This is a genomic window from Stutzerimonas sp. NM35 (assembly GCF_054604355.1).
Map to the genome: position 1 here is coordinate 3,884,036 of NZ_CM137728.1, position 15,640 is coordinate 3,899,675.

The 15,640-nt window shown below is 62.5% G+C and carries 12 protein-coding genes and 1 pseudogene; 6 read left to right on the plus strand and 7 right to left on the minus strand.

Translation table 11 applies throughout. The annotated features are described in order from the left end of the window. Positions 1-125: 125 nt before the first annotated feature. Positions 126-1,568 carry a glucose-6-phosphate dehydrogenase gene (zwf, locus tag ACYCFC_RS17980; protein ID WP_459652459.1) on the minus strand — a complete coding sequence of 481 codons (1,443 nt, stop codon included), beginning with the start codon at positions 1,566-1,568 and terminating at the stop codon, positions 126-128. A 377-nt stretch (positions 1,569-1,945) separates the two neighbouring features. Here zwf and hexR point away from each other — a divergent pair, with 377 nt between their 5' ends. Further along, complete coding sequence (gene hexR / locus ACYCFC_RS17985) at positions 1,946-2,812, plus strand: transcriptional regulator HexR (protein ID WP_459652460.1); 867 nt, start codon at positions 1,946-1,948, stop codon at positions 2,810-2,812. A gap of 193 nt (positions 2,813-3,005) precedes the next feature. On the opposite strand, the gene ACYCFC_RS17990 is transcribed toward hexR, so the two are convergent. The 3 genes from ACYCFC_RS17990 to ACYCFC_RS18000 all read right to left on the minus strand — a co-directional run bounded on the left by ACYCFC_RS17990 (position 3,006) and on the right by ACYCFC_RS18000 (position 7,073). Continuing rightward, positions 3,006-5,417, minus strand: coding sequence for a TonB-dependent siderophore receptor (locus tag ACYCFC_RS17990; protein WP_459652461.1), 2,412 nt, complete (start codon positions 5,415-5,417; stop codon positions 3,006-3,008). Between the two features lie 187 nt (positions 5,418-5,604). Then, positions 5,605-6,555, minus strand: a complete 951-nt coding sequence (locus ACYCFC_RS17995; protein WP_459652462.1) for a FecR domain-containing protein — start codon at positions 6,553-6,555, stop codon at positions 5,605-5,607. Then, complete coding sequence (locus ACYCFC_RS18000) at positions 6,552-7,073, minus strand: sigma-70 family RNA polymerase sigma factor (RefSeq protein WP_459652463.1); 522 nt, start codon at positions 7,071-7,073, stop codon at positions 6,552-6,554. The genes ACYCFC_RS17995 and ACYCFC_RS18000 overlap by 4 nt, the downstream gene beginning before the upstream one ends. A 171-nt stretch (positions 7,074-7,244) precedes the next feature. Between ACYCFC_RS18000 and ACYCFC_RS18005 the strand changes: the two genes are divergently transcribed. Continuing rightward, positions 7,245-7,451 (plus strand): PA3496 family putative envelope integrity protein, encoded by a 207-nt coding sequence (locus ACYCFC_RS18005; protein WP_181083274.1) that lies wholly within the window; start codon positions 7,245-7,247, stop codon positions 7,449-7,451. On the opposite strand, the gene ACYCFC_RS18010 is transcribed toward ACYCFC_RS18005, so the two are convergent. After that, the gene (locus tag ACYCFC_RS18010) at positions 7,396-8,355 is read right to left on the minus strand and encodes a LysR family transcriptional regulator (protein WP_459652464.1); all 960 of its coding nucleotides are present in this window, start codon (positions 8,353-8,355) and stop codon (positions 7,396-7,398) included. The two genes, ACYCFC_RS18005 and ACYCFC_RS18010, sit on opposite strands and share 56 nt — an antisense overlap. Before the next feature lie 216 nt (positions 8,356-8,571). On the opposite strand from ACYCFC_RS18010, the gene ACYCFC_RS18015 reads away from it, so the two are divergent. From ACYCFC_RS18015 to ACYCFC_RS18030, 4 genes are all read left to right on the plus strand, one after another. Continuing rightward, positions 8,572-9,987: an acetyl-CoA carboxylase biotin carboxylase subunit gene (locus tag ACYCFC_RS18015; RefSeq protein ID WP_181083277.1), complete on the plus strand. Its 1,416-nt coding sequence runs from the start codon at positions 8,572-8,574 to the stop codon at positions 9,985-9,987. Between the two features lie 94 nt (positions 9,988-10,081). Continuing rightward, entirely contained in the window at positions 10,082-11,893 is a 1,812-nt protein-coding gene (gene oadA, locus ACYCFC_RS18020; protein WP_459652465.1) for a sodium-extruding oxaloacetate decarboxylase subunit alpha, read from the plus strand. Positions 11,894-12,051: 158 nt separating this feature from the next. Next, positions 12,052-12,489 (plus strand): CBS domain-containing protein, encoded by a 438-nt coding sequence (locus ACYCFC_RS18025; RefSeq protein ID WP_181083281.1) that lies wholly within the window; start codon positions 12,052-12,054, stop codon positions 12,487-12,489. Positions 12,490-12,571: 82 nt separating this feature from the next. Then, positions 12,572-13,276, plus strand: a complete 705-nt coding sequence (locus tag ACYCFC_RS18030) for a carbonic anhydrase (protein WP_423835582.1) — start codon at positions 12,572-12,574, stop codon at positions 13,274-13,276. Positions 13,277-13,669: 393 nt separating this feature from the next. Here the strand turns inward: ACYCFC_RS18030 and ACYCFC_RS18035 are convergent. Next, positions 13,670-14,621, minus strand: a pseudogene (locus tag ACYCFC_RS18035) (IS110 family transposase). Between the two features lie 472 nt (positions 14,622-15,093). Next, complete coding sequence (locus ACYCFC_RS18040) at positions 15,094-15,546, minus strand: thioesterase domain-containing protein (protein WP_181083284.1); 453 nt, start codon at positions 15,544-15,546, stop codon at positions 15,094-15,096. Positions 15,547-15,640: the final 94 nt, after the last annotated feature.

Sequence of the window (15,640 nt, forward strand, 5' to 3'; positions counted from 1 at the left end):
TCGCCGCGGTATTCGGGAAGTTTCAGGTGAGTTGTCAGCTGATGTGTCGGATACTTTCCTGAATATGTACTGAGCCGCTCTGTTTCGCATTATCCGGGGGATTGGGGAAGTTCCGCAGCCGCCCGTCAGCGCCGCCACTGGCTGCCCTGTCGCTCGATCAGCTGATGGGCCTGTTCGGGGCCATCGGTGCCGGCCGGGTAGGGGCGCGGTTTGCGATAGTGGCTGTGCCAGCCGCGCAGGATCGGATCGACCCAGCGCCAGGCGGCCTCCACTTCGTCGCGACGCATGAACAGCGTCGAGTCGCCCTCGATGACATCCAGCAACAAGCGCTCGTAGGCTTCCCAGCGGCGCGTGCTGCTGAAGGCGTGAACCAGATTCAGGTCCAGCTCCACCGGCTCCAGTTGCATGCCCTTGCCGGGCGCCTTGGCCATCAGTTGCAGGCTGATGCTTTCCTCGGGCTGCAGGCGGATCACCAGGCGGTTGATCTCGCCCTTGCTGAACAGCATGTGCGGCACCGGCTTGAAGGTGATGATGATCTCCGAGCGCTTGCTGGCCATGCGCTTGCCGGTGCGCAGGTAGAAGGGCACACCGGCCCAGCGCCAGTTGTCGATTTCGGCTTTCACCGCGACGAAGGTTTCGGTATCGCTGTCGTTGTCGATGTTCTTCTCGAAGTAGTAGGCCGGCACGTCATGTCCGCCGATCTGCCCGGCGCCGTACTGGCCGCGTACGGTCTTGTCCTGCACGTCGCGACCTTCGATGGGCTTGAGCGCTTCGAGCACCTTGACCTTCTCGTTACGCACCGACTCGGCGTTGAAGCGCACCGGCGCCTCCATGGCCACCAAGCAGAGCAGTTGCAGCAGGTGGTTCTGCAGCATGTCGCGCATGGCGCCGGCGTTGTCGTAGTAGCTGCCGCGATTTTCCAAGCCGAGGGTTTCGGCCACGGTGATCTGCACGTTGTCGATATGCCCGGCGCGCCAGATCGGCTCGAACAGCGCATTGGCGAAACGCAGCGCCATGAGGTTCTGCACGGTTTCCTTGCCCAGGTAATGGTCGATCCGGTAGATCCGTGGCTCGGGGAACATCTGGCCGATGGCGGCATTGATCGACAGCGCTGAATCGAGTGAATGCCCGATGGGTTTTTCCAGCACGATGCGGGCGTTTTTTCCGGCCAGCCCGGCGCTTTCCAGATTCGAGGCAATCGGCTCGAACAGGTCGGGCGCGGTGGCCAGGTAATGCACGCGCACGCGGCCTTCGGTCTGCCCCAGGTAATGGGCCAGGCGGACGAATTCGCCGCGCTGGGAGGCATCCATGGGGAAATAGTCGAGGCGCTGGCTGAACGCCTGCCAGACGCCCGCGTCGAATTCTTCGCGCGCCACCTGTGCCCGGCAATGGCGCTCGGCCAGAGTCAGATAGGCGGTGCGATCCAGGCGCTTGCGGGCGATCGCGAGAATGCGCACGTCCTGGTGCATGCGCCCTTCGCGATGCAGGTGATAGAGCGCGGGGATGAGCTTGTGCAGCGCCAGGTCTCCGGTGCCGCCAAAGACCAGCATGTCGCAGGGGATGGACACGATATCACTCCTCTAGCAAGCCATTGAAAACTACCTGCGTTGGCAATACTTCGTTAAAAACAGACTCGAAATGCTCATTTAGAACACTAAACTCCGCTTCCTCGTCTGTTTTGACTCGTTGCACTCGCCCTTCGGGCCAGCCTTCGGCTGTTACTTCCGCTGGTCGTTGCGCCTCGTCTTGCCTGCCTCGCCAACGTTTCAACGGCCTGCTGATCAAACAGCCTGGATGGCAGATGGTTTTCGACAGTCCAAGGTGGGCGATGTTGCGGTTCTTGTAGTATAACTACAAGCCCACTACACAAAGTCTGACAGGCTAGGGCCATGCGCGGCGTTGCGCGTGTGCCGCCGTCAGGTGCCGAGCATAGCGAGCCTGCCCCGTGAACCTGCTGCAACATATTGCCCAATCGAGAAGCCTGCTGCGCAAGTCCGAATTGAAGGTGGCAGATCATGTACTGCTCGACCCGGCATCTGTGATGCACAGCTCCATGGCCGATCTGGCCCATGTGGTCGGCGTCAGCGAGCCGACCATCGTGCGCTTCTGCCGGGCCATTGGCTGCCTGGGCTTCCAGGATCTCAAGCTGAAACTGGCCCAGAGCCTGGCCGCCGGCGCCAGCTTCGGCCAGTTCGCCATCAGCGAGAACGATTCGACCAGCGACATCAGCCAGAAGATCTTCGACACCACGCTGCACACCCTGATGGAAGTGCGCGAGCATCTCGATCCCGTTGCGCTGGAAAAGGCCATCGCCGCCATGGCCAGGGCCGAGCGCGTGGAATTCTACGGCTTCGGCGCATCCGGCGCGGTGGCCACCGATGCCCAGCACAAGTTCTTCCGTCTGCTGCTCAGCGCCGCGGCCTATTCGGACCCGCACATGCAGGCGATGTCGGCAGTGACCCTCAAGCCCACCGACGTGGCGATCTGCATCTCGCAGTCGGGGCGCTCCAAGGACCTGCTGATCACCGCCAATGTAGTGCGCGAGTCCGGCGCGACACTGATCACCCTCTGCCCGAGCCAGACGCCGCTGGCGGAACTGGCGACCATCAATCTGGCCATCGACGTGCAGGAAGACACCGAGATCTACACGCCGCTGACCTCGCGTATCGCCCATCTGGTGGTGATCGACGTGCTGGCCATGGGCGTGGCCATGGCGCGCGGCCCGAATCTGGTCAACCACCTGAAAAGCGTCAAGCGCAGCCTGCGCAGCCTGCGCCTGTCGCCGAAGTCGGTGAAGAACATCGAGGAGTGAAGTGCAGCCACAAGTTTCAAGCAAACGGCGGCTGCATTGCGTCTGTGCTCTCGCGTGGGGATGCAGGCCGTAGGGTGGAAAACCGCGAAGCGTTTTCCACCAAGGCGGAGGAGGGTGATGTTGCCGATGGGCCGCATCCTGTAGGTAGATGGTGGATAAGCTTCGCGTTATCCACCCTGCATCGATCATTGACTCAGAAGTCCCAGCGGCTGGAAATCGACACGCTGCGTGGATTGCCCCAAGAGTAGCTGTGGATTTGGGAATTGTAATAGTACTTCTTGTCGAGGAGGTTGTTCACGTTCAAGGATGCCGACAGGTTCTGGGTAATCTGGTAGCGTGCCATCAGATCCAACAACCAGAAAGCCTCCTGGGTTAGCTCTTCGCTGCCACCGCGAATCGGGTTTGTCAGTGTGCTCCAACTCTTGCCCTGCCAGCGAGCACCGCCGCCTACGGTGAGCGGGGCGAACTGCGCGGGGAGCTTGTAGGTCGTGTAGATACTGAACTGGTCTTCGGGTTCCCAGGTGGCGACCTTCACTCCATTGCGGCGTGCGGTCTTGTGTGTATAGCCCATTTGTACTTGCCATCCTGGGAGTAGTTCGCCCGATAGTTCAGCTTCATAGCCTTTAGTCTTCACTCCCTGGACCGCTGTATAGGCTGAGCTACCACCTGGAGTTCTTCCGCCGCTGAGAACGGCATAGTTGTCTTGGGTGACTTCGAAATAGGCCAGGCTGCCATTGAGTCGACCATCGAAGAACTCGCCCTTGATCCCTGTCTCGTAACTGTCTCCGTCGAGCGGCTCCAAGGTCTTTCCTTGCTCGTCCATACGGGTTTGCGGTTTGAAGATGCTGGTATAGCTGGCATATAGCGAAAACAATTCGTTCAGGTCATAGACCACGCCGGCATAAGGTACCCAGATTCCCGTTTCAGTTGTGTTTTCGCCTCGGTAATCAGCGACTCGGCTGCCGAGTATCAGTTTGAGGTCGTCGTGCAAGTTGAAACGCCCGGTGATATAGCCGCCGAGCTCCCGAGTGGTCTCCTCGGTTGGATAAGCATCGCCCCAGTCCGGTTTGGGAATATTGCCATTCCAGTTGTAGAAGTCCTCGACCGCGCTGTCGTAGGGAGGGAAAAAGTCTTTGGTTTTCCACTCGCGCCGCGAAGCGTTAGCGCCGATAACAACTTCATGCTCTCTGCCCATCAGGCTGAAAGGGCCCTTTACATAGGCATCGATCGCATTTTGCTTGATCTCTCCGTCGAATTTTCCCAAGGATAGAATGGCGCCCTCGCCGGTAGCCGGGTCGGGCTGGCCGCCGGCTGCAGCCGATAGCGGGGCATCATATCCGTTGACTTGGTGGGTCAGGTTGACCTTTGCCGCCCAGCCGCCTGCGAAGTTGTGTTCTAGGGTTGCGAAAACGCTTCTGGAGTACTGCTCCCAACTGCTCCACTTTGCGCCTGGGTTGAAGGAGCGGGAAGTGTCGTTGAAGTTGCCGTTGCTGTCGAACAGCGGCGTGCCGCCCCAGGCTGTGCCTTTGGGGGTGCTGTTCTGATAGTTGGCGCCGACGGTCAGCAGGGTGTCGGGCGACAGGTCGAATTCGAGCACGCCATAGTAGACCTTGGTCTTGCGCTCGTAGTGATCCATATAGGAGTGTTTGTCCTGATAGGCCACTACGGCTCGCCCGCGGACATTGCCGCTTTCGGTCAAAGGCCCGCCGAGATCGACCTCGGTACGGTAGTTATCCCAGGAGCCGGCGCCAGCCGTCACGTGACCATGGAACTCACGTGTCGGTTTTTTGCGAATCAGATTGATGGTACCGCCCGGATCACCCATGCCGGTCATCAGGCCGCTTGCCCCTTTCAATACCTCGATATGATCGTAGATGGCCGAGTCGCTCAGGGTATCGCCCGAGGAATAGCGAATATCACGCGTGGTTGGGATGCCGTCGTACTGAAAACTGTTGATGGCAAAACCACGTGAGTAGTAGGTCGTGCGCTCACTGTCGTATGGAACTACCGTAATCCCGGGAGTATGGCGCATCACGTCGTCGAGTCCGTTCAGGCCGAAGTCATCCATGTGCTGGCGGGTCACGACGGTGACGGTTTGCGGGGTCTCGCGTGGGGTTAAACCGAGGCGAGTGGCAGTGTTGCTTCCACCACTGGTGGTGTAGGAGCCGGTGTCTTCGGTAACGGTCTCCAGCCTCCGGCCAGTAATGGTGACTTCATCGAGCTCCAGCCGCGTGCCATCCGGCGCCGGATGGAGCGTGTAGGCACTGCCTCCCTGGGATATCGCGCGCAATCCGCTGCCCTGCAATAGCTGGCGCAGGCCTTTGTCGATGCTTGTGTCGGCATTCAATCCCTGGCTGCGTCGGCCTTCCACCAGCGCCGGTTCGATGGCCAGGGTGATGCCGGCCTGGCTGGCGAATTCGGTCAGCGCGGCGCTCAGCGGGCCGGCGGGGATGCTGTAGTGGCGATTTTGCTGCTGGGCGGTGGTGTCGGCCAGCAGCGTGGGGCTGGCCAGGCCGCTGCCTGCGACCAGCAGGCCGAGGGCCGCGCCGCGTATGGCGCGAGCCAGGAGATGGGAGGGTTGGCGGTGCCATTGTGGTTGTCGCATCGAGTGTTCCCCGTCGGTCGGTATTGGCGGTGTTTACGGGGAGGACACGCCACCGATGGAAAAGACGACAACGATTCCTATTTACTTGGTACGTACTCGGTAGGAGCGGGCCATGCCCGCGATACAAGGCAACGCGCCGCAACGGTCTGGTGGACGTTTCGCGGCCATGGGCCGCTCCTACAGGTGCTCAGCTTGCTCTTGGTGCGATGGTCACCCAGTAGCGGGTGCGATAGTGGATTTCTACCGGCAGCGTGCGGGCCACGGCGGCCAGGGCCTGGTCGGTGTCGTGCAGCTGGAAGGCGCCGGAGATCAGCAGCCCGGCCACCATCGGGTCGCAGCGCAGCAGGCCGGGGCGGTAGCGGGCCAGTTCGGCGGCGAAGTCGGCCAGGCGCATCTTCTCGGCGCGCAGCACCCCCCGGGTCCAGTCGCCGGCATGGGCGGCCAGCGGCACGGGCGCCTCGATGCGATCCGCCGCGAAAACGGCCTGCTGGCCCGCCGACAGAAGGTGCTGGGCGGCATGTAGTGGCTGCAGTTGCACCGCACCCTCGAATACCGCCACCTGCGTTTCGTCCTCGAACTGGCGCACGCTGAAGCGCGTGCCCAGCGGACGCACCCGGCCTTCGGCGGTTTCCACCAGCAAGGGCCGACCGGCGGGGTCCTGGGCGGTGGTCACCAGTATTTCACCGGCGCGCAGGCGCAACAGGCGCAGGTCGTCGTCGAAGACCACGTCCAGGGCGCTGTCGGTGTTGAGCAGAACCTGGGTTCCATCCGCCAGGGTCAGCTCGCGTCGTTCGCCAACGGCGGTGCGTTGGTCGGCGCTCCAGGCGCGCCAGGGCAGTTCGCGGTAGCCGATCGCACCGAGCGGTGCGGCGGCGATGAGCAGGGCGAGCAGCTTGAGGGTGTCGCGGCGGTCGATGCCTTGAGTCCGTTCCAAGGCTGACATGCCGACCTCGGCGGGAATCTCCCGCAGGCGGGCATGGAAGCGCTCGGCCAGGCGCCAGGCGCGTTCGTGGTCGGCATGGCTGGCGCGCCAGTGGGCGCAGGCGGCCCGTTCGGCTTCGCTGGCGTTGCCCTGCAGGCGCACGAACCAGCGTGCAGCCTCGCGGGCGATGCGGCGGTCGATGGGCGGCGCGTTCATGGCAGTTCCGCGGCGAGCACGATGCATTCCTCGTAGGCCCGCGCCAGGTAACGCTGCACCGAACGCACGTGGATGCCCAGGTGCTTGGCGATCTGCTCTTGGGTGTGGCCTTCGAGCTGAGACATCAGGAAGGCCTGGCGCGCCTTGGTCGGCAGGCGGGCGAGCACCCGGTCCACTTCGTTGAGGGCTTCGAGTATCAGCGCCTGGCGTTCCAGCGTGGGCGCCTCGTCTTCCGGCAGGCTGGCCAGGGCTTCCAGGTAGGCCTGCTCCAGCGAACGGCGACGGTAGAGGTTGATCAGCAGGCGGTTGGCGACGGTCGCCAGGTAGGCGCGTGGCTCGGCCAGTTGCAGTGGTGGTCGGGTGAGCAGGCGAAAGAAGGTGTCCTGTGCCAGGTCGGCGGCATCGGCGCTGCAGCCCAGGCGCCTGCGCAGCCAACCCTGCAGCCAGCCGTGGTGCTCGCTGTAGAGCCGATGCAGTTGGCTGTGATGCGATGTGTCGCCTGGCGAGACGGGGCGCATGGTGGAATCCCTGGCGCCCAGCGCCGGCTACTTAAATGAGAATTCGTCGCATTCTATGCGGCGGCAGGGTGGACGGCAACGTCCGGGCTGGCTCCCTGCGCGCATTCACAGGACCGTCATACGTGGCCGTCATGCTGACCTCCCCTCAATCCTGTTTCGGGAGAACAGCACATGTCCCAGTACCGCGAAGCCTATGTCAATCTCGAAGCCCGCGCCCGTCGCAAGCAGCAGGACGAACGGCGCATGTATTTTCGCCGCGCGATCGAAAACCATGACGAACAGCGCCGGTTGCAGGCGCAGCTGATGGAGTTTCCCGAGCTGCTCAGTATCGATCGTGGTGCAGCGGCGTACCGGCAAAGCGCGTCGCCAGCGCGCTGATCTGGCTGCGTTCTTCACGGATGAAGGTAAAGAACGCCTGGGCCACCGGGCTCAGGCGTTTGCCGCGCGGATGCACCACGCACCAGCTGCGGTACAGCGGCAATTCCACCACCGGCAACTCGCGCAGCAGCCCGCTGGCCAGTTCCAGATGTACGGCGTGACGCGGCAGCAGCGCCACGCCCAGGCCGGCCACCACGCCTTCGCAGAGCGCGTCCAGCGAGGCCACCTGAATGGTCTGGGCGAAATGCGCACGCTTTTGCCGCAGGTAGTCTTCGCTGGCCTTGCGCGTGCCGGAGCCGGGCTCGCGAACCAGCAGCGGGTAGGGTGTCAGGTCCTGCAGCGACAATTCGGCGGCATGGCTCAGCGGATGTCCGGGCGGCGCCACGGCGATGATCGGGTTGTCGAGAAAGGGCAGGAACTCCAGGTCCATGTCGGTCGGCACCTGCGACATGATCAGCAGGTCGTCGCGGCTCACCGACAGGCGTTTGACCGCCTGGGCGTGGTTGACCACCAGCAGTTGCAGGCTGACGTCCGGATGCTGGCGCTTGAAGGCCGCGAACAGGTGCGGGGTGATGTACTTGGCGCTCGACTCCACGGCCAGGTTCAGTTGTCCCTGGAGCGAACCGCGCAGGTCGGAAAGCTGCATGTCGAGGCTGTCCAGCCGACCGAAGATATCGGTACTGGCGCGTTGCAGCGCTTCGGCGGCATCGGTGAGGTAGAGCTTCTTGCCGAGGTATTCGAACAGCGGCTGGCCCACCAGCTCTTCCAGTTGACGGATCTGCAGACTCACCGCGGGCTGAGTCAGCGCCATTTCTTCCGCCGCACGACTATAGGAGCGGCTTTCGCAGACCGCGCGGAAAACCTGTAATTGGCGCAGGGTTATGCGCATCAGCGATCTTCGCATCGTTTTCGCTGCCTATTTCCGTTGTTTTTCTGCTGTATAGGTATGAACGAGTGTGCATTCTGGCACAGCTATAAGTTTTTACTTATCTCTAATCAAACAATTATTCATTTTCGGTAATCCCCTTTATGGGCGTAGGGTGAAAAACGCTCGCTTGCCAAGGCGAGCGGTCATCGGCCCGTCGCTCGGGTCGTTCGCTCATCGATCCGAGGGAAGACAGTGATCAAGAAGCTGCTGATCGCCAACCGCGGTGAAATCGCCGTTCGCATCGTGCGGGCCTGCGCCGAAATGGGCGTTCGTTCGGTGGCGGTATTCTCCGAGGCCGACCGTCATGCGCTGCACGTCAAGCGTGCCGACGAGGCCTATTTCATTGGTGAAGATCCGCTGGCCGGGTATCTGAACCCGCGCAAACTGGTCAACCTGGCGGTGGAAACCGGCTGCGATGCGCTGCATCCCGGCTACGGCTTTCTGTCCGAAAACCCTGAACTGGCGGAAATCTGCGCCGAGCGCGGTATCAGGTTCGTCGGCCCGAGTGCGGAAGTGATTCGCCGCATGGGCGACAAGACCGAGGCGCGGCGCAGCATGATCAAGGCCGGCGTGCCGGTCACGCCCGGCACCGAGGGCAATGTCGTCGACCTCGACGAAGCACTGCGCGAGGCCGGACGCCTGGGTTATCCGGTGATGCTCAAGGCCACTTCCGGCGGCGGCGGGCGCGGCATTCGCCGCTGCAATACTGCCGAGGAACTGCGGCATGCCTATCCACGGGTAATCTCCGAGGCGACCAAGGCCTTTGGTTCTGCGGATGTCTTCCTGGAAAAATGCATCGTCGAGCCCAGGCACATCGAGGCGCAGGTGCTGGCCGATTCCTTCGGCAATACCGTGCACCTGTTCGAGCGCGACTGTTCGATCCAGCGGCGCAACCAGAAGCTCATCGAGATCGCTCCCAGCCCGCAACTCACTCCCGAACAGCGCGCCTACATCGGCGATCTGGCGGTGCGCGCCGCCAAGGCCGTCGGCTACGAGAACGCCGGCACCGTGGAGTTCCTGCTCGCCGATGGCGAGGTGTACTTCATGGAGATGAACACCCGCGTGCAGGTGGAGCACACCATCACCGAGGAAATCACCGGCATCGACATCGTCCGCGAGCAGATCCGCATCGCCTCGGGTCTGCCGCTCTCGGTCAAGCAGGAAGACATCCAGTACCGCGGTTTCGCCATCCAGTTCCGCATCAATGCCGAGGAGCCGCGCAACAACTTTTTGCCCAACTTCGGCAAGATCACCCGCTACTACGCCCCCGGCGGCCCCGGTGTGCGTACCGATACCGCGATCTACACCGGCTACACCATCCCGCCGTTCTACGACTCCATGTGCCTGAAACTGATCGTCTGGGCGCTGACCTGGGAAGAAGCCATTGCCCGCGGTTCGCGTGCGCTGGACGACATGCGCGTGCAGGGCGTGAAGACCACGGCGACCTATTACCAGCAGATCCTCGCCAACCCGGAATTCCGCAGTGGCAACTTCAACACCAGCTTCGTGGACAACCACCCCGAACTGCTGAACTACTCGATCAAGCGCAAGCCGGGCGAGCTGGCCCTGGCCATCGCTGCCGCCATCGCCGCCCACGCCGGCCTGTAAAGAACAGCCGCGGGAGGCTGGAAAGCTAAAGGCTGAACGACAGCCTCGTGCCTCGTCCAGCCTTCAGCCTCTAGCCTCCAGCGAGGAGAAGAACATGAGCTACAAGAAGATCACCGTTACTGACACCATCCTGCGCGACGCCCACCAGTCCCTGCTGGCCACCCGCATGCGCACCGAGGACATGCTGCCGATCTGCGAGAAACTCGATCGCGTGGGTTACTGGTCGCTGGAAGTCTGGGGTGGCGCCACCTTCGATGCCTGCGTGCGCTTCCTCAAGGAAGACCCGTGGGAGCGCCTGCGCCAGCTGCGCGCGGCGTTGCCCAACACCCGTCTGCAGATGCTCCTGCGCGGGCAGAACCTGCTCGGCTATCGCCACTACAGTGACGACGTGGTGGAAGCCTTCGTCGCCAAGGCCGCCGAGAACGGCATCGACGTGTTCCGCATCTTCGACGCGATGAACGACGTGCGTAACCTGGAAACCGCCATCCGCGCCGTGAAGAAAAGCGGCAAGCATGCCCAGGGCACGATCTGCTACACCACCAGCCCGGTACACACCACCGAGGCCTTCGTCGCCCAGGCTCAGGCCATGGCCGACATGGGCGTGGACTCCATCGCCATCAAGGACATGGCCGGCCTGCTCACCCCTTACGCCACCGGCGCGCTGGTCAAGGCGCTCAAGGATGCGCTGCCGCAACTGGAGGTGGTGGTGCATTCCCACGACACCGCTGGTGTGGCCAGCATGTGTCAGCTCAAGGCCATCGAGAACGGCGCTGACCGCATCGACACCGCCATTTCCAGCATGGCCTGGGGCACCAGCCATCCGGGTACCGAGTCCATGGTCGCCGCGCTCAAGGGCAGCGAATACGACACCGGGCTGGACCTGAAACTGATCCAGGAAATCGGCCTGTACTTCTACGCCGTGCGCAAGAAGTACCACCAGTTCGAGAGCGAGTTCACCGGCGTGGATACCCGCGTGCAGGTCAACCAAGTGCCCGGCGGGATGATTTCCAACCTGGCCAACCAGCTCAAGGAGCAGGGCGCCCTGCACCGCATGGATGAAGTGCTGGCCGAGATACCCAAGGTACGCCAGGACCTCGGCTATCCGCCGCTGGTCACGCCCACTTCGCAGATCGTCGGCACCCAGGCGTTCTTCAACGTGCTGGCCGGCGAGCGCTACAAGACCATCACCAGCGAGGTGAAGCTGTATCTGCAGGGCCGCTACGGCAAGGCCCCGGGCGACGTGTGCGAGCGGTTGCGCTTCCAGGCCATCGGCCATGAAGACGTCATCGTCTGCCGTCCGGCGGACCTGCTCAAACCGGAAATGGAGCGCCTGCGCGGTGAGGTCGGCCAACTGGCGCAGACCGAGGAAGATGTGCTGACCTACGCCATGTTCCCGGATATCGGACGCAAGTTCCTCGAAGAGCGCGCCGCCGGCACCCTGGCTCCGGAAGTGCTGCTGCCGATTCCCGATGGCAGTGGTGTGAGTTCTCCGGCAGACGAGGGTGTGCCGACCGAGTTCGTCATCGATGTACACGGCGAGAGCTACCGCGTCGATATCACCGGTGTCGGCGTCAAGGGCGAGGGCAAGCGTCACTTCTTCCTTTCCATCGACGGCATGCCGGAAGAGGTGGTGTTCGAGCCGCTGAACAACTTCGTCGGCGAGGGCGGCGGCAAGCGCAAGCAGGCCAGCGCGCCGGGCGATGTCAGCACCAGCATGCCGGGCAATGTCGTCGATGTGCTGGTCAAGGAGGGTGATGTGGTCAAGGCAGGACAGCCGGTGCTGATCAGCGAGGCGATGAAAATGGAAACCGAGATCCAGGCACCCATTGCCGGCACGGTGAAGGCCGTTCACGTCGCCAAGGGCGACCGCGTAACGCCTGGCGACCTGCTGATCGAAATCGTCTGACATCCGGGTGTGTCGGCAGAGAAGTGGCGTCCCTTTGCCGCCTGTAGCAGCCGGATACAGACCCGGCGCCGACCGACGTGGAAAACGCTTTACTGCCTCGTGATCACGGATGATGCTAGAGCCCGCCCGGCAGGGGCTGGCATGGAGGAGATGAAACGATGAAAACGGTTGGCCAGGTCGTCAATGCAAAGTCGGACTCGAACGTACACACCATCGCAGCGACCGACAGCGTGCTCGATGCGCTGCAGATACTGGCGCAAAAGAACGTCGGCGCCCTGCCGGTGGTCGGCGACGATGGTCAGCTGGTGGGTATCGTCAGTGAGCGCGACTATGCGCGAAAGTGCGTGCTCAAAGGGCGTTCGTCGTTCGCCACGCCGGTGAGCGCCATCATGACGTCCAGCCTGGTGACTATCGAACCTCATCAGGGACTGGAGGAGTGCATGCAGTTGATGACCGATCGGCACCTGCGCCACCTGCCGGTACTGGATGCGGGCAAGCTGGTCGGCATGCTCTCCATCGGTGACGTGGTCAAGGAACTGGTCGCCGAGAAAGAAAGCCTGATCCAGCATCTCGAACAGTACATTCGCGGCGAATAACCACACCCGCACCCTGAGCGTTCAAGCGCCAGCCGGTAACCGCTCGCCTGCCGCGCCGGGGCGGGGCAACCCATCAGAAGAGATGTCGAACATGTGCCTCGAAGACACGCCTAATGAAACCGCGCAGGAAGCGCTCGACAACCTGGTCGCGGGCGTCATGCGCTTTCGCGAGGATGTCTATCCGCAGCAGCGCGAGCTGTTCGCCAAACTGGCCAACGAACAGACGCCGCGGGCGATGTTCATCACCTGTGCGGATTCGCGAATCCTGCCGGAACTGATCACCCAGAGCTCGCCGGGCGACCTGTTCGTGACCCGCAATGTCGGCAATATCGTGCCGCCCTACGGCCAGATGAACGGGGGCGTCTCGACGGCCATCGAGTTCGCCGTGATGGCGCTGGGGGTCAAGCACATCATCGTCTGCGGGCATTCCGATTGCGGTGCGATGAAGGCGGTGCTCGACCCGTCCAGTCTGGAGCGCATGCCTACGGTCAGGAGCTGGCTGCGCCATGCCGAGGTGGCGCGCACCGTGGTGGAGGAAAACTGCGGTTGTGCCGATGAGAGCACCTTGCGCATTCTCACCGAGGAAAATGTGCTGGCGCAGCTCGAACACCTGCGTACCCACCCCTCGGTGGCGGCACGCCTGGCCAGTGGGCAGCTGTTCATTCACGGCTGGCTCTACAACATCGGCACCAGTGAAATTCGCGCCTACGATGCGGCGCGTGGCGAGTTCCGCCTGATCGGCGATGGCCCCTTGCCGATGGCCACGCCCAAGTCGCGCTACGTCTGAAGGGCACTGCGTTGCCATTGCCGTGGTTCCCTTCGCGGGCATGGCCCGCTCCTACGATGGTTCGTGTGCATACTGGTCCTGTGGGGGCCGGCCATGCCTGCGAAGCAATGCCCGAACCATCGGTGTGGTTCCCTTCGCGGCCAAGGCCCCTCCCACGATGGCTCGTGTGCATGCCGATTCTGTGGGAGCAGGCCATGCCTGCGAAGCAATACCCGAACCATCGGTGTGGTTCCCTTCGCGGCCAAGGCCCCTCCCACGATGGCTCGTGTGCATGCCGATCCTGTGGGAGCAGGCTATGCCTGCGAAGCAATACCCGAACCATCGGTGTGGTTCCCTTCGCGGCCAAGGCCCCTCCCACGATGGCTCGTGTGCATACCGGGCCTGTGGGAGATTCTATGTCAACGACGGCCTCACCTCCTGTGGTTGGTAGGCCGTCTGCTTCTGCATGAGGGCAAAGGCGATTCGGGCGAGTTTGCGGGCCAGGATGGTCAAAGCTTCGGTTTTTCTTCAGTCCGCGTGCTAGATAGCCCAGATAGATTTCCTTCCATCGTTTGGTGCGGGCTGCAGACATGGCGGCGTTGTGCAGTAGCCGGCGGATCTCCGGATCACCTTGCTTGGTCAGCTTCCGTCGACCGCTGTAACGGCCAGACTCCTTGAGCCGCACGTCCAGTCCCAGAAATGCGATGAAGGCGTCGCTGTTGCGAAAGTACCCTCGCAGAAACGCCAGGTTCAGCGCTGCAGCAGTCAGAGGCCCAATACCCTCGATGGCTTGGCAGCGCTTGCTCTGTTCCTTCAGGCCGGCCTCGTCCAGAGTTGTCTGAATCGCCTTCTCCAAGCGCCGCTCTAGGACGGCCATACGCTTGAGGACCGGCTTCAGTGCATTGGCCAGTGTGCGGTCCTGAGAGAAGCTCTGACGCAGCGATGTCGCGCTCCGAACGAGCGTTGCCCGACGATGTAACAACGTCTGCAAGCGGCAGTACGCCTTGCTCGGCGGTTGCCAGGGCTCCAGTTGAGTCTGCTCATGAGACAGGTAACGGGCCAACAGTTGGGCGTCGCTACGGTCGTCCTTGTTTCGCCCACCAATGCCCTTGCGATAGTTGCTCAGGCGGAAGCCGTTGATGACGTAAATCCGGTGCCCCTTGGCATGAGCCAGGGTCGCAACATCCATGTGGTAGATGCCTGTGGCTTCGATAGCGATGGCGCAGCACCCAGGTAGAGTCTTGAGCCAGGCCTTGATCGTGCGACGGTCATTGGCTAGCTCGAACACCTCACCAGACCGCGTATCGCAGACGCTCAGCGTCTCCTTGGCCACATCGATTCCGATAACTGCAACTTGGCTTGTCATGGCGCTCTCCGACGGGGAAGATGAAGATCACCTGTCGGGGCTCACAATGGCGCAGGCTTGCCGGTATTGTCGGTATGAGCAGCCACTCAATCCGATGGATTCCTTATCGGCGCTTGTCGTGAGCGCGTGGATGGGGGAAGTCTCCCACCGTCTGGCTTGCAGAAGCGGACTTTGTCCCTCCACCCCCGACAGGTTCCTACCCTAACGCCATACAAGCGGACTTGTCCGCGAGCTTTCGAGGCACACTGAGAATCTCGCGGGCAATCCCCGCGAAAATCACGTTCGCTGCGATTCCGTAGGGCCGAACTTGTTCGGCCTTTGGCGGCTCTGTTGGCCGAATGAATGCGGCCCTGCGCACTGTGGGTGCGGGGCAATAGGAGCTTGCAGGCCGCTGAAAAGCTCGCGGACCGGTTCGCACGGTCGTGGCGGAGTGAAGAGCGAGGCTTCGCTCTGAAGCCTCGTCGGGTACAGCCTACTTGTGCAGCACGAACTGCCCGGTGAAGCGCACGGCTTCGCGGCCATCGGCGGTCAGGATGCGGCTGTGCAGCGTCAGGCGCGAACGGCCACGGCGGCGGTAGATGGTTTCGAAGCGCTCCCACGCGCTGTCGTCAGGGGCCGAGCAAACCGCCGTGGCATCGTCGACCACCGGCAGCGGGTAATCGATCTGCCCTTCGTGGATGACGATATGCCCGTCTTCGATGCCGGCCTCGCGCAGGCGCAGGTGCAGCCAGCCCCAGCCAGCCAGCACCGAGGCGCAGTAGAGGCTGCCACCGAACATGCTGCTCTTGTGATTGATGTTCGCTTGCAGCGGCACCTTCACACGCAATTCGTGATTTTCCCATTGCTCGACACGCAGCCCCAGCGCGCGCGTCAACGGGATGTCGTGGTGCAGAAGGTCTTCCAGATAGCGGCTGTCGCGACTCATGCCGGGCGGGTTCCTAAACGTTGCAGATACAGGCAGACGTAAAGCATGACTGCTGAGTCACGATATTGCCAGTGTCCGTCGCCTTTTGCCGAGC